Source organism: Vibrio algarum, assembly GCF_028204155.1.
GTDB classification, from domain to species: domain Bacteria; phylum Pseudomonadota; class Gammaproteobacteria; order Enterobacterales; family Vibrionaceae; genus Vibrio; species Vibrio algarum.
Window position 1 is genome coordinate 443,185 of record NZ_JAQLOI010000003.1, and the last position, 21,199, is coordinate 464,383.

The following is a 21,199-nucleotide window of genomic DNA, read 5'->3' on the forward strand; positions in this document are numbered from 1 at the left end:
CTATTATAGTTTTGTGTAATAAACGATGTAGACACTATGGCTTTTTCGATGTTGAGTCTTTAGGTAACCACCCAGATTTTAGGCCACAAAAGACGATAAATTTTGTGCAATAAAACAAAACACACATCAATCACTGATGCAAATATACACTATTAGGAGAAGAAAAATTCAACCTATGTAGCTGTAATTTAATATATTTTTATTAATCGAACATAGAGTGGATAAAAGGAAGTGTTTGGGGAAAAACCTATTTACTCTGTGTATGATATGGGTCACAGATATACTCTAAAGCTCACCAATAGTTAAATCTGAAGTCCAATTTAGGTCATGAGTAGGCCCAAGAACAAGCTCTCTATGAGCAACATGATAACTAAGAAGTTTGTCTGTCACTATTTTACATCGGTTAACTCCCTGAACACTCGTAAATAAGCTTTTAACGAGATGCTATACAACCTTTTTTATCTATTTTCTGAGCTCATCCGCTTCTTGTCCTCCTTCTGTCCAAAGATAATGCTGGTTACTACTAAACCTCGTTAATCAAGCACGTATCGCAAATTCGACTAGTATGACGATTAATATTAGAGGGAGAATCAATATCATTTGTATATGACCACCTAGAAACACCGCCTTAAGGTTGGCTAACTTAAAAGTAGCTACTTATCCCATGCCATATTTGGTTTCTGTAGGATTGAATCCTACGCTGGGAATTGGTTCTGTATGTATTTTTGCATAATACTGAGCACATCAACAAAAACACAGAATTACTTCTTATCCAATTTTAGGAACCATATTATGAAAAAACACTCAAGACTCTTTACTAGTATCGCGTCTGCGTTGGCACTAACTGCGAGCGTTTCTGCTTGGTCTGATGAACAAGACTTTAGCTCAATGCAAATGCAAGGCATCGAAAAAGTAGAAGTACAAGTTGACCTTGAAGGTGCAGCACAACGCCTCTCACAAGCGGTTAAGTTTCAAACCATTTCCAATCAAGATCGCAGTGATTTTGATGAAGCGGCATTTCACGACTATCACCAATTTCTTGAAGATTCATACCCATTGGTTCACAAAACACTAAAACGCGAAAAAGTTGGTGATCCACGACCATTTAGTTTGATTTACACATGGGAAGGGAAAAACCCATCACTGCCACCAGCAATCTTTATGGCGCACCAAGACGTAGTACCTATTGCGGAAGAATCTCGCGATCAGTGGGAAGTGGAGCCTTTCTCTGGTGATATAAAAGATGGCTATATTTGGGGACGCGGTTCATTAGATGATAAAAACCAAATTCACGCGATTCTTGAAGCAACCGAAATGAAACTCAAAGAAGGTTTCCAACCAGAGCGAACTATTCTATTCGTATTTGGTCACGATGAAGAAGTCGGCGGCCCAGAAGGCGCGAAACACGCGGCAGATATATTAGAACAACGTTATGATGAAATTGCATTCGTAATGGATGAGTCTGCACCACTTATTCCTGGTGTTTTCCCTGGTATACGTGAGAACACAGCATTGATTGGGATTGCTCAAAAAGGTTTTGTTAGCTTAGAAATCGCCATTAATGGCATGGGTGGCCACTCATCACAACCGGCCGAAGAGTCTAACATTGTTGCACTCGCTAAAGCGGTTGAAAAAGTTGAAGCAGCGCAGTTCCCTTATAAAATTCACGATGCCGTTCGATACCAATACCGATTCATGGGGCCAGAACTTCCTGAAGCGCAACAACCAATGTATAAGGCAGTAGCTTATGGTAACGATGATACTGTGACGGATTTAGAACAGAAGTTCTTCGAAGTCATGGAGCAAAACCAAGTCACACGAGCAATGCTCCACACTACCACAGCCGTCACTATGTTTAATGCGGGTGTGAAAGATAACGTATTACCACCAGCCGCAACCGCTGTTGTCAACTTTAGACCAATGCCTGGTGATACCCCAGAGGTGATTATTGAGCACGTGAAAAAAGCGATTGGCGATAAAAGAATGACGATTCGTGATATCTCAGCATCAACACCAGCAACCAATGTTGCAGACCCACATGGTGAAGGTTATAAAATGCTAGAGAAAACTATCCGTCAGACTTGGGGTAATGATCTCATTGTTTCTCCGTTCTTCGTGATTGGCGGCTCAGACTCGAAGCACTTTCAAGCTCGTGATTTTGCACCTGACGTATATACGATGACAGCTATTCAGTTGGAGAGTGTGAAAGAGTTTGAAGGCTTCCACGGTGTGAATGAACGTATCCTTGTTGAAGAGTACGGTCGCTCTATTGGATTCTTTTATCAACTTATGGATAACCTAAATAATCTTTAATATAAGTTGACCACGACGCATTGATTCACCCCAAAAAAACATTAAATGGCTAAGATTTTCTTGGCCATTTAAACATGGAGGGTGAACTCGAACATTAATTTACACCACATCCAAATCACGCAACTGTTTGCTCACTAAATTATTGCTCTTAGTTACTATCATTGGGAAATTTTGACATGAAATATGTACTCTTAATTCTTGCTGCTTGCTGTTTTGGACTAAATGCACAAGCTTCAGAAACGATAACGTGGCAGTCATTAAGACCGCTTCAAACTCAATATCAAACACTTCCTCCTGGAGATAAGGCGTTGCTTTCCGAGATTTACGCCTATGAAGTGGCTCAGGTGACTCGTCAGTTAAGCCCAATGGAGAACGATGGATATAACCAACGCGTCACCTTAGCTGAAAAAAAGGGCTTAAACGTACGTGAACTAATTGAGCAACGAGCGCAACAAACGGCGAGTATTGTCCCTGAACTTAGCATGGATGATATAAAGCTTGCCGGTTTTTTAGTACCGCTTGAGATGGAAGGGCTAGTGGGCGTTCGGTTCATTTTGGTGCCAACGGCGGGAGCTTGTATCCACACCCCTCCACCGCCAGTCAACCAAACCATTTTGGTCGATTTCCCTGAAGGGCACGAATTACAAAGCTTGTACACACCAGTGTGGGTTGCAGGTAACATTAAGGCACATTCAATCAAAACTTCGGTTGCCTTATCTGATGGGAATCAAGCGATTCAGACAGGTTATGTGATTAACGCATCGGATATTGAACTGTATAATTAAGATGACGAATACTTGTAAAAAAAGGGGAGATTTTTCTATTGCTCTGAATCACCAAAGTACAGCCAACTTAACTTAATAGAGTCACTGTTTTCCGGTTAACGCTACCTAGCCAGTAATATAAATACGCCATGTAGAAAAGGCATCCGTTCTACGAACTTTGTCGAATTCGGCATGGCACAATTACCTTGGTAAATTAAACATTCTACATACCAAATATTTAGAAAACCTCTACTATAAGAAAAACTTAACTAACAATAGATTTTCCCTATCAAACTAATAGAAACGTCCAACTTCACAAATTTTCTCCCTGAATGCAATATGTATCCATCGACGCAACGTAGCGTTAAATACAATAAATTAGCATAGAGAGAACACATCATGATCAATACAGAAATCAAACCATTTCAAGCAACTGCATTCAAAAACGGCGAATTCGTAGAAATATCAGAGCAAGATGTAAAAGGGAAGTGGGCAGTATTTTTCTTCTACCCTGCTGACTTCACTTTTGTATGCCCTACAGAGCTTGTAGACCTTCAAGATAAATACGCTGAACTTCAATCTCGTGGCGTAGAAGTTTACTCAGTATCAACTGACACACACTTTTCTCACAAAGCGTGGCACGATACTTCAGATAAAATCGGTACTATCGAATACTTCATGGTTGGTGACCAAACGGGCACAATCACTAATAACTTCAACGTGATGCGTGAAGGTCAAGGCCTTGCAGACCGAGCTACTTTCTTAATCGACCCTGAAGGTGTTATCCAGGCAATGGAAATCACAGCTGAAGGCATCGGTCGTGACGCAGAAGACTTGCTACGTAAAGTTAAAGCTGCGCAGTATGTAGCAGCTAACCCTGGTGAAGTTTGCCCAGCAAAATGGAAAGAAGGCGAAGAAACTTTAGCCCCATCTCTAGACCTAGTAGGTAAGATCTAAACCATCACCCACTAAATAGCACTAAAGAGTTCGACAGGCACACCTCGGCCTACCTCCTAAAGGGCTGAGGCGTGCCACCCCTAAAAATACTTAACCCTATAATATTTGCCGACTTGCGCCCCTTTTATTATTACTTTTCTAAGCAAGAAGGTATTGGTCAAACCAAGAAACACAACTTAACAATAGGCACTATTATGTTAGATCAAGCAATGAAGCAACAATTAAAAGCATACCTAGAAAACCTTAAAACCAACGTTCAGTTAGTACTCAGTCTTGATAACAGTGATACTGCCGAAAAACTTCAAGCTTTGGCTGATGACATCGCCTCCCTGAACGATAAAGTCCAAGTTATCCGTGATGATAACGCAAGTGATCGTAGCCCAATCATGCAGGTTGTTAATCAACAAAAAGGCACTGCTCTTAGTTTTGCAGGTCTACCTATGGGTCATGAGTTTACCTCACTAGTATTAGCGCTTCTCCACAGCGGTGGGCACCCGATTAAACTAGAAGCGGATATGATTGAACAGATTAGAGAGCTCGATCAGGCATTAAACGTTGAGATTTTTATTTCACTGTCTTGTCAAAATTGTCCGGAAGTTGTTCAGGCATTTAATATGATGTCTGCAATCAATCCACTCATTAAAACAACGATGATTGACGGTGCAGCATTCCAAGATGAAGTTAAATCTCGTGACATCATGGCTGTGCCAAGCGTGTTCATCAATGGCAAGTTATTTGGTCAAGGTCGAATGTCTCTGGCTGAAATTCTAAATAAAGTAGATATAGGCGCTGCTGAGAAAATATCAGCAAGTCTAAATAAGCAAAAACCTTTTGATGTTCTAGTCGTCGGTGGTGGACCAGCGGGTTCATCAGCGGCAATTTACGCGGCTCGAAAAGGTATTCGCACAGGTATTGTCGCCGATCGATTTGGTGGTCAAGTGATGGATACCATGGCAATTGAGAACTTTATTTCAGTGAAGGCGACTACAGGCCCTAAACTAGTTGCAAGCTTAGAAGAGCATGTAAAAGAATATGGTGTAGAGGTCATAACCGAGCAGCGTGCTGCAAATATTATCGAAGCAGAAGATACAGCTGATGGTTATATTCATGTCGAACTCGAAAGTGGTGCTATTTTGCGGGCTCGCACTATCATCACAAGTACTGGTGCTCGCTGGCGTGAAATGAACGTACCCGGAGAGCAAGAGTACCGAAATAAAGGAGTTGCATATTGCCCACATTGTGACGGGCCACTCTTTAAAGGTAAGAAAACAGCGGTAATTGGTGGTGGGAATTCTGGAATAGAAGCGGCGATCGATCTAGCGGGTATTGTCGAGCATGTCACGGTGTTAGAATTTGCAGACACACTCCGTGCAGACCAAGTATTGATTGATAAAGCAAACTCAACACCAAACATCGAAATCATCAAGATGGCACAAACAACAAGAGTGCTAGGTGATGGGAATAGGGTAACAAGTTTAGAATACAAAGACCGCAATACAGATGAACTTAAACAAATCGAACTTGCAGGTATCTTTGTACAAATCGGTCTGATGCCAAATAGTGAATGGTTGAAAGGAAGTAACGTTGCTCTGTCACCGAGAGGTGAAATTGAGATCGATGTACACGGTGCAACCTCAATGAAAGGCGTTTTTGCTGCCGGCGATGTCACAACCGTTCCGTATAAACAAATTATCATCGCAATGGGTGAAGGTGCAAAAGCAAGTTTAGGCGCGTTTGATTACTTAATTCGAAACCCCGCTCCAGTAGAGGTTGCTGAAACAGCCTAGGATAAGGTTGTTATTCGCTAGCTTAAATTCAACGCCACGTCTAAAAAATTAGAGGTGGCGTTGGGCAGATAATACGGTACTGTCAGCTTAACTAAATTGAATAGTAGTTTCCCAGTAGATCACCTGTCAACTAACAGTAATATCACGCCATTTGGCAAAAGCATCAGTTCTTCGACTTTTGTAAAATTCAGCTCGACACAAATGTCTTTGCAAATTGAAGACGTTATACACTGAAGAGAAAGTACTGAGAAAACGTTGCGCATGTGCCTTACTTTTGAATTTTCGCATTTGCCGCTCTCTCACCCTTGTGGCTCATGAGAACTTTCACACCGATTATTGTGATACTTGCTATTGTCGTGAATTAATTCTGGAACTAACTCTCTGTGAGCAACATCATTACTGCGCCATCACCTAACCAATGTGGATCTGTCACTATTTTCCAAGGTTTTACGCCTTGATTACTCGTTAACAAGCGGTTGAAGAAACGCTTGGCAGCCTTTCCATCTCTTTTTTCTGGACGAGAATATCGATAACATCACCATCCTGGTCTACCGCTCGCCAAAGGTAATGACGCTCACCACGAATGTTAATATCCACCTCGTCCATGAACCACGTATCACCAAATCGATCGGCGTTTTTCTTGAGACGTTTGCTATAGATACGTCCGAATTTGTTGCACCAATACCGAATAGTTTCGTAACTTTCGGCAATACCTCGTTCCGCGAAATGGTCTTCTACGTCACTAAAACTTTGGCCAAGATAATAAAACCAGACGGTATGTTGGATGTTCTCAGAGGAAAACCTGTGTCTTTTATATATGCTCATATGGAAATACTGCCATAGCATCGATTAACTTGGCAGTACCTGCATTTTGTCTGACCAGCTATATTAGTAGCATTGGTTTTAAGCTAAAAATCTCACATTATAAAGATTCAAAAGTACCTTTATCATTCAGGGTGGGTATAATTAACACCCGTAACATCACCAACACCGATACCACTGGAGACCATTCAGAATGCGTTTCATCATATTACTGATCACCCTTCTTACCCTATCCGCATGCTCTTCATATGGTACGATCAATAACGAACCTCTTAAATACAATACCGTTGTTACAGACCTTTACTCGCTAGCTTCGACAAAGGAGCGTCGTGATAGTGGTGAATTTATCATTATTATAGCGATGTCAGGAGGAGGAACTCGCGCTGCAGCGCTCTCCTACGGTGTACTTAAAGGACTGAAAGAGGAACTCGTTACTATTAATGGTGTAGAGACCTCTCTACTTGATGAAGTCGACTTTATCACTTCCGTATCGGGAGGAAGTTTCACCGCCGCTTATTATGGTCTGCACGGAGACAAAATATTCACCGATTATGAAGACGATTTTCTCTACAATGACGTAGGCAGTGATCTTTTCTGGCGGGCAATGAATCCGGCGTTATGGTTTTCTACATCGGGATTAACAGATGAAGCAGTGGCCTACTATCAAGATAGATTATTTGGTGATGCTACTTTTTCTGATATAGACAAGAAGAACAGCCCATTAATTATCATTAATGCAACTGATCTCGGTGGTGGTGTCCGGTTCTCTTTCACACAGGAATATTTCAACCTGATTTGTTCAAATATTTCCTCCTATCCAATCGCAAGCGCGGTTGCCGCATCTGCTGCCGTTCCCATTGCATTTAACCCAGTTGTTCTAAAAAATCATACCGGTTGTGGAAGCCAAGATTTATTTGATTTAGACAGTAATAACACTTATAACGCGGTCAAATCATCAGTTGTCGAGGGATTAAAAAGCTATTCTGATAAAGATGAGCGTCAGTATATCCATCTTGTTGATGGTGGTATTACAGATAACTTAGGATTACAGGCTATGTGGGACATTTCGAATATAAGCAAGCAACGCTATTTGTCTGAAGTTCGCTCTGATGTAAAACCTCATCTAATTAGTATCACTGTCGATGCCTCCACGACTCCTCACTCCGATATGGAAAAATCGTCTAAAACCCCGGGTATTCTGGATACCCTCAATCAAATGAGTGATATTCAAATACATCACAACAATGATGTTACAAGAAACTATTACAAACAGAGTTTGCTCCGCTTTGGTTTAGCAAACGATATATCCACTTACTTTATTGATGTCAGTTTGAACAATGTGAAAGACCCTGAAGACAACGCAAAAATGAATAATATTCCAACCGACCTTGAGCTTGAAGCAGAACAGGTAGACGCCCTAATTAAAGAGGGGATGAAACAAGTACAAACCAACGAGAACTTAATAAAGTTCCTTAGAAAATTGGAACCATAAGCAAAAAAGTCACACCCTATACTTTGTTAGTCAACAATTGGGTACTGTCAAGTTAACTGGTTTTAACCTCTACGGTTCGACGAGTAGTAGATTAACTAGCGGTAATATCATGCCAAATGTTAAATGCTATAGATCTCCGATCTTTTGTAAAAATTCGCATTGTACAAATGTCTTTGCAAATTGAATACGTTGTAAACAAGCGAAAACATACTGAGGAAGCGCTGCGCATTGGTTCTGTTGCAAACAGAGGATGTAAGGTATGCTTTCTTCAGCATTCATCGACTTTAGCATTATGAACATCAATTTTTCCGGTCGCCATTTCCCATCTGAGATTATCCTTCAAATGATCCGCTATTATGTTTCTTATAAACTCAGTTATCATGATATTGAAGAGCTTATGGCTGAGCGGGGTATTGATGTTAATCATTCAACCATCAATCGATGGGTCATTAAGTATACCCCTTTACTCGAACATCAGGCTCGTCAAAAAAAGAAACCAGTCGCGTATTCGTGGCGAATGGAGGAGACATATATTAACGTCAAAGGTCAGTGGAAATATTATTATCGAGCCGTTGATAAGCACGGTAACATTATTGATTTTCTCTTGTGCGACCGCCGTGATGAGAAAGCGGCTCACGCCTTCTTCAATAAGGCGATAAACCATAATGGCTTACCGGAAAAGGTAGTCATTGATAAAAGTGGAGCCAATGCGTTAGCGTTACACAACCTCAATGTTCAGCTTTGGTTGTCGGGGAGAATGCTCGCTCTCATTGAAGTGCTGCAAGTAAAGTATTTGAATAACCTAGTCGAACAAAGTCACCGCAAAGTAAAAGGTAAAATGCACCAATGTTTAGGATGGAAATCAGATGAAGGAGCCAAAGCAACGCTTGCTGGGGTAGAGATATGGTCTATGATAAAAAACGGGCAGCTCAATAATCCTGATGGTTTATATGCTTGGGATGAATTCTAAGCGCTAGCAGCCTAATGGTATCTGAAAATCACTGTGTTTGTACTTCAGTAAAACTTTGCGACAGAACCTTCGTGCTTAACTAAACGCATGTTAATATACACCTCGCCCATGAACCACGTATCACCAACCCTCTCACGCTTTTCTTCAAACACCTGCTATATATACGTCCAAATTTATTACACCAGTAACGAATAGTTTCGTAACTTACGGTAATACCCCGTTCTGCTAGAAGATCTTCTACATCCCTAAAACTCAAGCTAAAACGATAATATAACCAGACGGTATGTTGGATGATATCAGGGGGAAATCTATGTCTTTTATATATGTTAATATGAATATACGGCCATAGCGTCGGTTAACTTGACAGTCCCCTCAAAAACACTAAATTATCCGTCTTAGTAATCGAAGAGTAGAAACAACCCCATCTAGTTCATTATGCTTATCACCTTCATATTCAGCCGACATCACACCTGAAAAACCCGCTTCTTTCAATATGTCTATACATTGTTTGAAATCTACGTTCGTTTCATTTCCATCTTCATCAAATTCATACGATTTCGCGCTTGCACCAAAAGTATACGGTGCTAAATCGAGCAAACCTTGCTGCCTATCATAGAGCCTTTTAGGAGTATGGTTCCATCCCCCCATAAAAAAGTTGTCAAAATCGATATAAACACCAACATTTTCATCTGCGATATGTTCCATCAGCATAGCCAACCATGCACCATTACTCGATGGGTGGCCATGATTCTCAACTACGATTTTAATACCGTATTTCTCAGAATACCCAGATAACTCACTAATACTGAGTGCATTTTGGTTAAGCTGCGAAAAATAGCTACCATCACCATATGCGTTAACTCTTACCATAGAACAGCCTAGAAGATTTGCAGCATCAATCCACAATTTGTGTTTTTGAATAGCATCCGCTCTTTTATCATCAGATGAAGAACCCAGCGGCCCTAACTCGTCGCACATCAAGCAGTTAAATGTGATACCACGCTCAGCAGCACTTGCCTTCCAAGCTTTAAGCCATCGTTCATCGCTTACCCTACCAAAAAAGAGGATATTAACTAAATCAATTACTTTTACTCCTATACTTTCAGCGACATCTAGTAAACCTTCATAATCCATTTCTCCGCGTAAGGTTTTTTCTGGATTGTCAGAGTGCAATGTAGAAAGGAAATCTTCATAATTATTACGGCTATCACCTAATATACTTCTATGAAATGACCATTGTGACAATCCGATCTGTATATTTTTCATTAATTTAATACCTTAATTTTATTTAAGTATAAAGTTGAAAACTATAAAAAAAGGCCCCCCCGGGCGGCCAAACCTAACCTAAGTGTATAATTTACTTCAATACACGTTTTTTAGCTCGATTCCAGCGTGCATCAAGTTTTTCTAACGCCCCATTGAAGTCTTTCGCTGTCATTACATCTTGAATATAACCACCAGAATAAAAATCAATTTTCGAACGATTATTAACTTCTATAAAAGTAGAAGACTGTTCCGGTGTTTGAATAACTACCGGCTCATAACTCATGTATTCATTTAGTTGTGCCAAAGCTGGCTGCTTAGATTTTAAAGAAGGAATCAACCCTGCAACCTCATCGAAATCTGAACCTTCGATCAAGAACTTAAGGTATGCCTTTGCTGTCTCTTTGTTATTTGAATGCTTACTAACTGCATAACCCCAATCATGGTTCATCTGAGCCTTTAATACACCCGATTCGTCGGACGGGATTGGCATAAAACCAATATTTTCAGACGTAGCTCCACGTTCGATAAATTGAGGGATAACCCAATTACCTAAGTAAAACATTGCAGCTTGTCCGGTCGCAAATGAATTTTTAGAATCTTCCCATGAGTTTGTTATTAAGTCTTTTTCTGTGTGACCATCAGCAATCAGTTTTTTTAACACGCTCAAAGACTTGTTGTAGGCAGTATCACCGGAGAACGGTTTGTCTTGTTCAAGCATTTTTTCATACACGCCATCATTCCCTTCTACAACTAAAGGAAATTTATCCCATTGTTGAAGCGGCCACTGAGCACCAAAGTTAATATATAGAGGAATCTGGCCCTGAGCTTTTATCTTTTCTGCTGCATCAAAGAAGTCGGATAGGGTCTTAATAGGCACTTCAACACCAGCGCTTTTCAAAATATCCTTATTGTAAACAAGACCTTCTAAAGCATTGCCCATAGACACTCCATATGACTTTCCATCACTTTCCCATGCATCAAAAAAGTAGACATCATCTGACGTATAGATATTATTAAGTGGCTCGTAAAAGTTTGCATATTGCTCAGAAGGAACTGAAGGAAGTATTAAAACTAAATCGCCATAATCGCCCGTATTCATTCTTGGCCTTAAGCCACCTTGATAGTCTGCAAATGCAACAACCTTTACGTTCGTAACGTTAGGGTATAGTTTTTTAAACTCTTCTTCATACCGGTCATAAAGGCCTTCTTCAACAAGGTCCGTGCGGTTGCTATAAAAAGTAATTTCCCCTTTCACTTCATCTTTGTTGATGCCGTCGGTTACACCTGCGCTTGCCATGAATGAAAGCCCTAGAAGCGCAGAAGCGGCTAGAGCAGTTTTTGAAGCCGTAGATAAAAATGTTTTCATCACTATTCCTTAATTATGCAATTTTTCTATTTAGAACATATCTAAACTCATAAAAATGATAACGTTACGATTATAAAATATCACAAAAAGATCTCGAATACGTGAATTTGATCACTAGAATATCCACCCTCTTTATAAATTAGAACGAAAAACTAATTAATATTAATATTTATCAATCATATAAAATACAATGAGTGGATTTTAAAATATATAGAATATAGTAAAAATAGTCGAAAATATTTTAATTTTGGTTCTAAAAACACAATAATAACGATTCGATTAACTTATGGTTAGTAAGCTAAGAATGATGCTATTAGAACCAAGCGAATGGTTCCGATCATCCCTCCACGAGAAGTAGTATATTTCTGGAAATAAGAACACCTTCGCCCTCAGAAACAGCTATGTATAGAGTTAGACAGTTGTTTGATGGGCAATTCTACAACGCTCAAGTTAGCGAGACTTACGCTATGTTCAAAGCGCTGAATAGACTTATAGAAGCAAGCATATCTTCTTTCTGAATGAAGAAACAAAGCGGCTCTTTGATAGAGTAAATACCCAGATCACTTACTGATTTAGTTGATAGAATTAGATCACAGAGGCTAATATTCACAAATAAAAAGCGGGAATAACTTCCCACCTTTATTTATATTATGTATATCTAATGTTTAAATATATTTTCTGTTGTTTCTAATCATATTAATTCTTTGCTCGACACAAGATGCAGAAGTGAGCGGATCTTCGGGTGTATTAAGAACGTAATCGACTAACTTATCTACAGTCGTTGTCAGGACGTGGCAACGAGTATCTGAAGAAGCATAGTATACAAAAACATCGCCTTTTTCTGTTGCAATTAAACCATTAGAAAATACCACATTAGATACATCTCCGACTCTCTCTTCTCCTTCTGGTGCAAGAAAGTAACCGCTTGGTCTATGAGTCACCTGCATTGGATTTTCTAACGATGTCATAAAGCAATACAATACGTACCTTAACCCTGCTGCAGTATTACGCACACCATGCGCAATATGTAACCACCCTTTAGCAGTCTTAATAGGTGCTGGGCCTTGTCCATTTTTAGACTCTTTAATAGTATGATAAGTTTTAGGATCAATCACATGTTCCATATCAACTACCGCATCCACCATACTATCTGTGAATCCCATACCAATGCCGCCACCAGTTCCAGCCTCAATAAAGCTATCTTGCGGTCGAGTATAAAGAGCATATTTCCCTTCAATTAACTCCGGATGGAGTACAACATTACGTTGTTGAGCAGAGTTAGTTTTCAGGTCAGCAAGTCGCTCCCAACTCTTAAGGTCCTTTGTTCTGACAATTCCACATTGAGCTAACGCTGCAGATTCATCGCCCGGAGTCGCGTCAGGGTCCTTTCGCTCAGTACAAAATAGACCATAAATATACCCATCTTCGTGCTTAACTAAACGCATGTCGTAAACGTTGGTATCTGGTTCATTTGTTTCTGGAATAATACAAGGTTCTTCCCAAAACATAAAACCATCAATACCGTTCTGACTTTCAGCCACTGCAAAAAATGATTTTCTGTCGTAACCTTCGACTCTAGCAACCAAATAAAATTTGCCATTCAATTCAATCGCACCAGGATTTAATACTGCGTTAATACCAAGCCTTTCCATCAAGAATGGATTTGAACTTGGATTAAGATCATATCTCCAATGGATAGGAGCATGCTGAGCAGTTAATACTGGCTTCTCATGGCGAAAAAATAAACCATTACCCGGCTTAACTGGATTGTTTTTATATTCAGTATTTGCTTTGAATTCCGCTTTTAATGCAGCCATTCTGTTTTCAAATATATTCATCATATACCTTCAGTACGCATTAGAATTAGATGATGCCTAATTAGATTCTATGCTAATAGACATTCATCATTGTTATTAAATGTTAAAAAACCTCTGACTTCGTTTTGAGCTCGGTCATAATGTCTTCAATCGTTGTATAAGCTACAGCAGAATACGTATCCGCTGCTCCGTAGTACACTGCAATTCGTCCAGTTTCGGAATCAGCAAGCGCAGCACATGGGAAAGCGACATTAGGTACAAAACCCGTCGTTTCATATTCTTTCTCAGGAGTCAAAATGTAGTCACGAGTTCGGTAAAGTACTTTCCATGGCTCATTTATATCTAATAAGGCTGCACCAAAACTATATACATAACCATTACATGTACCTGAAACGCCGTGATAGATCATGAGCCAACCTTCAGAAGTCTCAATTGGAATTGGACCAGCACCAATTTTGGTTCCTTGCCACCAACCATTGCCACCTTTACCCATGACATGACGATGTTTACCCCAATACTCCATATCGTTAGAATGACTAAGGAACACGTCACCAAATGGCGTGTGCCCCGAGTCAGAAGGGCGATTCAACATTACGAACTGACCATTAATCTTACGAGGGAATAGCACGCCATTACGGTTAAATGGAACACACGCATTTTCAAGACGAGTAAATGTTTTAAAGTCTTTTGTAATACCCACTCCAAGAGTGGCTCCATGGTCATCTGTACACCACGTTATATAATAGGTATCTTCAATCTTCACTACCCGTGGGTCATAAGCATAACTTGGTTGAAAATAGTTACCGTCGGTATCAACCCACTCAATTGGCTTATCTTCAAAGCGCCAATTTAGTGCATCATCTGAATACCCTACGTGAAGATGTGGACGTCCATTTTTATAGTCACAACGGAACACACCAATGAACGAGCCTTGAAATGGTACTACAGCAGAGTTATAGACTCGTGCGGCTGCAGGAAACGGATTCCAGCCTATAATAGGATTCTTTGAGTGGCGCCACATAACTCCTTCTTCATTCTTTGGCTTATCTTGCCAAGGCATATTGGGTATCGATTTACCGATAATTTTTGTTGTCATTGTATTCTCTCCAGTTCAAATTTTCATACACCAGTTTATTTGTAGTAAACAAAGATAAAACTCGCATACGGGTAACCATATAAAGCAGACGGTCGCTACTCTTCTAACAATTTCAAAATAATTTCTGTCTGTTCAGCAACAAGTTTTGGATCTCTCTTTGCTTCCACATTTAGTCGAACGACCGGTTCTGTATTGGACGAACGCAAATTGAATCGCCATTCCCCAAATTCCATGCTTATCCCATCCGTAATATCAGTCACAGCTGCTATTTCAATATAGCTATCCCAAACTCGCTTAACTGCTGCCTCTGCATTCACTACTTTACGATTTATTTCACCAGAAATTGGATAGTTAGCTTGTGCCGTCATAACGAACTGAGAAAGGCTGAGACTTCTAATTGAAATTAGTTCTGCAATAAGTAACCAAGGCAACATACCTGAATCACAGTACGCAAAATCTCTAAAATAGTGGTGAGCACTCATTTCTCCACCGTAAACAGCATCTTCTTGACGCATACGCTCTTTGATAAATGCGTGTCCAGTTTTACTCTGAATTGCTTTTCCACCAATACGATTTGCTATATCAATCGTATTCCAAGTAAGTCTAGGATCATGAATGATTTTCGCTCCTGGCTGCTTATTCAAGAAGGCTTCCGCTAACATACCTACTATGTAATAACCTTCAATAAACTCACCGGTCTCATCAAATAAAAAACAGCGGTCTACGTCTCCATCCCATGCCACGCCAAAATCAGCATTGTTAGCAATCACAGCATCCATTGTTGCTTGTCTATTTTCTGGTAGTAATGGGTTAGGGATGCCATTTGGGAAGTTACCATCTGGATTGTGATTCACTTTTATTAGTTCAAAAGGTAGATGAGGCTCTAGTGCATCCAACATATGTCCAGCAGCACCATTGCCAGCATTGACGACAATTCGCAGTGGTGCCAAAGATTTTTTGTCCAAATAGCCTAACAAGTGTTTTGTATAATCCGGCGAGATATCGTAACGTTGCGATTTCTGTGTATATAAAGAATCATCCTCAGAGGCTTTATACGATTCTCTTGCCACTAAATTTTTAATCTCATTTAATCCAGAATCGCCACTAATTGGCTTAGATTGCTCTCTAACAAGCTTCATCCCATTATATTCTTTTGGGTTGTGGCTAGCAGTAACCATAATACCGCCATCTAAGTTTAGATGACTTGTTGCAAAATATACTTCTTCCGTTCCTACTAATCCTAAATCATATACCTTTGCGCCACCATCAATAACACCTCGACTTAATGCAGCTGCCAGCGCTTCACTACTCAAACGTATGTCATAACCTATAGCAACTCTTTTTGGTTTCAAATACTGCGCGTAAGCTCTGCCTATCCGATAAGCAATATCCTCATTCAGCTCGTCGGGTAATCGTCCTCTAATATCGTAAGCTTTAAACGCTTCAATTGACCTTTCCATCATAATACCTCGATAAATCGTAACGTTACCATTTTACTTCGCAATAACTGTATAGCAAGTATTTCCGAATGCGGGTCGAAAATACTGTGAGCTGTGTTCTATTTTTAATGCGTCAGATTTAATTAAAAAGGACTAGTGCCGTTGAGGTTTTTTAGTCATTCATTTTAACGATAAACTATCGATTATAGAGCGTTGTTTTTTCAATATATTGGGTTTCTGATGGATCTAGTCCGTCCCGTTCTATATTCATAACGATAAATTTAGAGAGCTTTCTGCCGATACTGTGTAGGTCTTGCCTAAATCCAGGTATAGGAGGTACAAAGAAGCTTGGGAGATCACAAGTTTCAATAGTAATTATATCTACATCTCTACCGATAACTTTCCCGGCATCTTGAACACCAGCCACGATCCCGCATGCCGAAATTTCAGAGCCACATATAATACCGTCCGGCGCATTACTTCCTGCCATTAACTCCTTCGCATACTCTCTATAATTAACAACATCTGTGTCAAAAATAATATCCTTATCTTTTTCAAAACAACCTCCATTTTCCATGGATGCCCTTTTAACTCCGTAGTACTTATGCCATGAATAAGTATAAATTCTTGAAGAGCTAATCAGTCGAATATCTTTTCGTTTTCGCTCATAAAGATAATTAGCGGCTCGGTACCCGATATCATAGTTATCTATATCTACGTACGGATGTTCTAGGCTCATCTCAGTTTGGCCGAAGCTAACAAACGGAATGTTGTTCTCATTGAGATAAGTTACACGTTCATCTTTAGTTTGAGTTAGATTGAATATAACTCCACCAGCCAGGTTATTTTCAACCGCATATTTAACAGGTTCAAGTGGATCTTGTCCTGGTACCAAAGGAAGAACGGTCAAGTTATATGGTGTGTTTTCTAGACCAGCAGTGAGCCCTTCTATTAGCCCCAATATACCTACATCGCCGACCATATCTCCAGGTTTTGTTACTGGCAATATCGCGCAGATATTGTAGTTAATCCCTGTTCTAAGACCTAGACCTGACAAGTTCGGTCTATAGCCTAGCTTATCAGCCGCTGCCTTTACCTTATCCTTAGTGGGCTGTTTTACATCGTCACCATTTTTTAGCGCTCGTGATACAGTAGTAACTGAGAGCCCTGTATATTCAGCAAGTGTTTTTAAAGTCGCTTTAGCCATAAATAAAACCAATTTCGTAACGTTATAAAAAGTGTCTCATTTACAGCCTTTTAACTCAACTTTAATTATTTATAATCATATCTAGTTCAAAAAAACAGGCTGTTACGCCTGTTTTTTTTATTTTTGGTTAAATGACACTTTTTTGAATCAGTAGTAATTTTATATACGTTCTTCCGTAGCAGAGCAAAATAATGATACATTCTGCAAATTTAAATGCAGCGCAACATTATTACCATTAGCAATATCAAGATTAGCATCTAACTTTGCTCGGAGAGGCTGGCCATGCATATCTAACTCCGCTAATGTTTCAGACCCTGTCATTTCAAACGCACTTACACTAAGTTCTAACTCATAATTACTGTTTAGAGGAGACTGAGATACATGTTCTGGTCGAATCCCCAAAAGAACTTTTCTGCCCGGAGTTGGCTTTTCGGTAAAAATATAATCACCGACAGGAACCCAGATATCATTAATAAGCACTCCCCACGCGTCTCCTTCCTGTTGTAGCTGACCTTTAAGTAAGTTTATTTGAGGAGAGCCCACAAACTTTGCAACAAATACATTTTTAGGCTGATTATATATTTCATAAGGTGTCCCGATCTGTTGTGGTATCCCTTTATTTAATAGAATTATTTTAGTTGCCAAAGTCATAGCTTCGATCTGATCATGTGTTACATAAACAATGGTCGAATCTAGTTTATGATGTAATTTTTTCAACTCTAAACGCATTTCAGCACGTAATTTTGCATCAAGATTAGAAAGTGGCTCATCAAATAAAAATACTTTGGGTTCCCTCATCAACGCACGCCCAATAGCAACCCGCTGTCTTTGTCCGCCCGAGAGCTGAGCAGGCGTTCGGTCTAATAAATGACCTATTTGGAGCAAATCAGCAACCTCTTGCACTCTTTTTTCGATCTGTTCTTTTGGCTTTTTATTGATTTTCATACCAAAACCAATATTTTCCCCAACCGTCATATGAGGAAATAGAGCATAGGACTGGAACACCATTGCTATATCGCGATCTTTCGGATCAGCCAATGTTACATCTTTGTCTCCTATCACCACTTGCCCCGCTGTAACATCCTCAAGACCGGCTATTAGACGCAATAATGTTGATTTACCACAACCAGAAGGACCTAAAAGAACAGTAAATCCACCTGCTTCCATTTCTAGATCTATGTCATTAAGGATGACAGTTTTTCCAAAGGTTTTGTTTAATTTTTTAACTTCTACTGCATGCATGTTGTCATCCTCGACTTACTGATTTTCGATTAATTGTTGAATTCTTGTATATACTTCTAAACAAGCTCGTCCATTATGATAAGGACACTTCCAAGGCTCTACTTTAGCTTCTTGAATGTAAGGTAGCCCTTGTCTCGTGACCTTCCAAAACCATTCGCCGTTTATCGGATCAACCAGTTGATTTTGGATAATGTGCCAACATTCTATAGCCGCCTGTAAGAACATAGGTTTACAACTTTTCTGGTAGGCATTCAAGAAGCCGACCATCGCTTCACCTTGCACCCACCAAATACGATCCGAATCGAGTAAATGTCCTTCGCGTAGTTCATTAAAGACAGCGCCATCTTTATCTACCCCTTCCGAAATCGTTATCTCTGCCATTTTTGTTGTCAAAGTCAAAATTTCATCTGTGAAAGCAATGTCACTTATCTGCCGAGCAGCATCATCCATCAACCAAGTTCCCTCTATATCATGCCCATAGGAAACATCATTAGATATACATCGCCAATCTTTAGTAAAGAACAGACCATAGTGCCATTTTTGATCGATAACTTTGTCTCGCATTACACTTAGAAGATTTTTATTTTGCTGTTCAACTCTTGGGTCATCCCACGCCTTACCCAGTGTTGTATACGCTTCCATAATATGGAGATGAGTATTCATCGACTTAGCAGCTAACACTTCTTCTGCCGTATCACATACAAGGTGATTTTCAATTTCACTCCACTCACGGTCAAACGCTTCTGTATAGCCTCCACACACAGAATCAAACGCATGCTCTTCAACTAATTCAAACAATGATTTAGCAAGCAACAATGCCTCTTCATCTCCAGAAGCAAGGTAGTACTCACTAAACGCATAGATAGCAAATCCCTGATTATATACATGCTTTTGCGAATCCGTAACGTTACCATTTGCATCTAGCATCCAAAAGACACCACCATGTTTCCGGTCAACCGCTTTATCCGCTAAAAAACGAAAACAATGCCTAGCCGCATCTAAGTATTCCTCGTTACCGAATACTCGATAGGCAGATGAAAAACTCCATAAAATGCGTGAGTGTAATAAAACCGCCTTTTCATAACCCTCATCTATGCTCCCATAAAAATCGGCATAGCAATGAAAGCCGCCTTTATTGTGGTCAATCATTTTTAACCAAAATGCGAAAATATTGTTCTTCGCCTCATCTTTAACTTGTTGTTGTAGCTTTTTTAGTTCCATATGAACGCTCTTTTAAAATTACAGTCAATACTGGACGATAGATATGCACCAACTTGACAAAATTGCTCTTAATTTGATGTATTAAGCTCTTCTTTTCGCCACCAAAGAAATGCGATAGTGGTTAAAAACGATGGTGTTACAAAATAAAATAATGACACAATCGGTAGTAAAACCGTTGTTAACACCGTCCCTACAAATACTCCAATTCCTAACAAAGGTGCTTGCCAATCCTTAGTAAGAAGCACCAGTCCATTTCGGATATCCGCGTTCGTGGACACAGTGCTGTATATACTCATCTGTACCAACGTACTGTAAAGTAGAAGCATGCCTAAAATAACGAACGGAACACCCACGGCTACTGTTACTGTGGCCGTCAAATTACTGCCATGAAGAACACTAGTTTGAATCCACCAACCAACAGACAATATAGGCAGTAAAATCGCCCAACCTGCTATATTAGTGCGGACGAACTCCTTACGAAATTCACTTAGGAGTCCCATAATAGACACATGATTCGCACCATTAAGATACCTTCGAATCACGGTACATACGACAACTGTTGCTGGAAATAGTCCGGCCAAACCGCCACCTAATATTGTTAGTGCTAACCAGCATAAATTGCACCATGCCAAACGGCTTAACCAGGTACACACTATAATCAGAGATGATGCTGAATACATTATTTACCCTTTTACCGCACCGTTTGTTACTCCGGCATAAATCTGCTTTTGTAGAGCAAGAAAGATCACGATAGATGGAATTAAAATAATCACGATACCTGCTGAAATGGTCGTCCACTCAGTACCGAAAACTGAAGTAAACTTATACAATGCGGTAGAAACGGTCACTTGCGAGGACTCCGGCAAGTAAAGCAATGGAAAGTAGAAATCATTATAGATAAATATTGTTCTTAGGATGATGATCGTAGCAATCGCTGGCTTTAATAGCGGCAATATAACTTTCCGATAAATAAGAAAGTAGGAAGCTCCTTCTATTTTCGCAGCTTCGTCTAATTCAACAGGAATACCTTTCATAAACTGCAAGAACACGTATATCATAACTACGTCAGCCCCTATATAAAGTAGGATAACCGATGCTTTATTATTAATGAGTCCTAGCGTTTTTATCACTTCAAAAGTTGCTACTTGAGTTGTCACTGCAGGGATAATCATTGCAATAACATACGCCAAAAGAACCAGCTTTTTACCTCGAAATTCAAAGCGAGAAAGCACATAGGCTACCTGCGTACCAAACACAATTGTAAAGAATAGCGATATCAGTAATATTGTGCCTGTATTCATAAATGCTAATCCAAGATCACCATCAGAAAACACTTTAATATAATTACTAATATTGGCAAAGCTTTCGGGAATTCCAACTTTACTCGTATTATAGTATTCATCTAAGGTTTTAAATGAAGCCATGAATACCGAATACGGT

The 21,199-nt window shown here is 39.8% G+C and carries 17 protein-coding genes and 2 pseudogenes; 7 read left to right on the forward strand and 12 right to left on the reverse strand.

All coding sequences use genetic code 11. The features are described from left to right. The first annotated feature begins 792 nt into the window (after positions 1-792). The 4 genes from PGX00_RS17365 (at position 793) to ahpF (ending at position 5,821) form a co-directional block, all read left to right on the forward strand. Positions 793-2,313, forward strand: a complete 1,521-nt coding sequence (locus tag PGX00_RS17365; RefSeq protein WP_272138922.1) for a M20 family peptidase — start codon at positions 793-795, stop codon at positions 2,311-2,313. 176 nt (positions 2,314-2,489) lie between these two features. Continuing rightward, positions 2,490-3,098 (forward strand): DUF3299 domain-containing protein, encoded by a 609-nt coding sequence (locus PGX00_RS17370; protein WP_272138924.1) that lies wholly within the window; start codon positions 2,490-2,492, stop codon positions 3,096-3,098. A gap of 378 nt (positions 3,099-3,476) precedes the next feature. Then, positions 3,477-4,034 (forward strand): alkyl hydroperoxide reductase subunit C, encoded by a 558-nt coding sequence (gene ahpC, locus PGX00_RS17375; RefSeq protein WP_272138926.1) that lies wholly within the window; start codon positions 3,477-3,479, stop codon positions 4,032-4,034. A gap of 194 nt (positions 4,035-4,228) precedes the next feature. After that, positions 4,229-5,821 (forward strand): alkyl hydroperoxide reductase subunit F, encoded by a 1,593-nt coding sequence (ahpF, locus tag PGX00_RS17380; RefSeq protein WP_272138928.1) that lies wholly within the window; start codon positions 4,229-4,231, stop codon positions 5,819-5,821. 465 nt (positions 5,822-6,286) lie between these two features. Here the strand turns inward: ahpF and PGX00_RS17385 are convergent, their stop codons facing one another. After that, positions 6,287-6,646, reverse strand: a complete 360-nt coding sequence (locus tag PGX00_RS17385) for a DDE-type integrase/transposase/recombinase (RefSeq protein ID WP_272138930.1) — start codon at positions 6,644-6,646, stop codon at positions 6,287-6,289. A gap of 190 nt (positions 6,647-6,836) precedes the next feature. Between PGX00_RS17385 and PGX00_RS17390 the strand changes: the two genes are divergently transcribed. Continuing rightward, positions 6,837-8,135: a patatin-like phospholipase family protein gene (locus tag PGX00_RS17390; protein WP_272138932.1), complete on the forward strand. Its 1,299-nt coding sequence runs from the start codon at positions 6,837-6,839 to the stop codon at positions 8,133-8,135. 292 nt (positions 8,136-8,427) lie between these two features. Continuing rightward, positions 8,428-9,105 (forward strand): IS6 family transposase, encoded by a 678-nt coding sequence (locus PGX00_RS17395; protein ID WP_272140896.1) that lies wholly within the window; start codon positions 8,428-8,430, stop codon positions 9,103-9,105. Positions 9,106-9,244: 139 nt separating this feature from the next. On the opposite strand, the pseudogene PGX00_RS23025 reads toward PGX00_RS17395, so the two are convergent. The 3 genes and pseudogenes from PGX00_RS23025 to PGX00_RS17405 form a co-directional block, all read right to left on the reverse strand. Further along, positions 9,245-9,442: pseudogene (locus PGX00_RS23025) on the reverse strand (IS6 family transposase); the annotation flags it as partial. 44 nt (positions 9,443-9,486) lie between these two features. Beyond that, positions 9,487-10,371, reverse strand: a complete 885-nt coding sequence (locus PGX00_RS17400; RefSeq protein ID WP_272138933.1) for a sugar phosphate isomerase/epimerase family protein — start codon at positions 10,369-10,371, stop codon at positions 9,487-9,489. Positions 10,372-10,462: 91 nt separating this feature from the next. Beyond that, entirely contained in the window at positions 10,463-11,737 is a 1,275-nt protein-coding gene (locus PGX00_RS17405) for an ABC transporter substrate-binding protein (protein ID WP_272138935.1), read from the reverse strand. Between the two features lie 303 nt (positions 11,738-12,040). Between PGX00_RS17405 and PGX00_RS17410 the strand changes: the two are divergent. Continuing rightward, positions 12,041-12,255 (forward strand): annotated as a pseudogene (locus PGX00_RS17410) (hypothetical protein); the annotation flags it as partial. A gap of 147 nt (positions 12,256-12,402) precedes the next feature. On the opposite strand, the gene PGX00_RS17415 reads toward PGX00_RS17410, so the two are convergent. The 8 genes from PGX00_RS17415 to PGX00_RS17450 all read right to left on the reverse strand — a co-directional run bounded on the left by PGX00_RS17415 (position 12,403) and on the right by PGX00_RS17450 (position 21,183). Beyond that, complete coding sequence (locus PGX00_RS17415) at positions 12,403-13,578, reverse strand: glycoside hydrolase family 130 protein (RefSeq protein ID WP_272138937.1); 1,176 nt, start codon at positions 13,576-13,578, stop codon at positions 12,403-12,405. Between the two features lie 79 nt (positions 13,579-13,657). Beyond that, on the reverse strand, positions 13,658-14,650 hold the full coding sequence (locus PGX00_RS17420) for a glycoside hydrolase family 130 protein (RefSeq protein WP_272138939.1): 993 nt from the start codon (positions 14,648-14,650) through the stop codon (positions 13,658-13,660). A gap of 95 nt (positions 14,651-14,745) precedes the next feature. After that, positions 14,746-16,110 (reverse strand): phosphohexomutase domain-containing protein, encoded by a 1,365-nt coding sequence (locus PGX00_RS17425; RefSeq protein WP_272138941.1) that lies wholly within the window; start codon positions 16,108-16,110, stop codon positions 14,746-14,748. Positions 16,111-16,285: 175 nt separating this feature from the next. Further along, entirely contained in the window at positions 16,286-17,296 is a 1,011-nt protein-coding gene (locus tag PGX00_RS17430; protein WP_272138943.1) for a LacI family DNA-binding transcriptional regulator, read from the reverse strand. Positions 17,297-17,455: 159 nt separating this feature from the next. Continuing rightward, a complete protein-coding gene (locus PGX00_RS17435; protein WP_272138945.1) occupies positions 17,456-18,538 on the reverse strand; it encodes an ABC transporter ATP-binding protein in 1,083 nt (360 codons plus the stop codon). 15 nt (positions 18,539-18,553) lie between these two features. After that, positions 18,554-19,759, reverse strand: a complete 1,206-nt coding sequence (locus PGX00_RS17440; RefSeq protein ID WP_272138947.1) for an AGE family epimerase/isomerase — start codon at positions 19,757-19,759, stop codon at positions 18,554-18,556. 68 nt (positions 19,760-19,827) lie between these two features. Beyond that, positions 19,828-20,439, reverse strand: a complete 612-nt coding sequence (locus tag PGX00_RS17445; protein WP_272138949.1) for a DUF624 domain-containing protein — start codon at positions 20,437-20,439, stop codon at positions 19,828-19,830. 3 nt (positions 20,440-20,442) lie between these two features. Next, positions 20,443-21,183 carry a carbohydrate ABC transporter permease gene (locus tag PGX00_RS17450; protein WP_272138951.1) on the reverse strand — a complete coding sequence of 247 codons (741 nt, stop codon included), beginning with the start codon at positions 21,181-21,183 and terminating at the stop codon, positions 20,443-20,445. Positions 21,184-21,199: the final 16 nt, after the last annotated feature.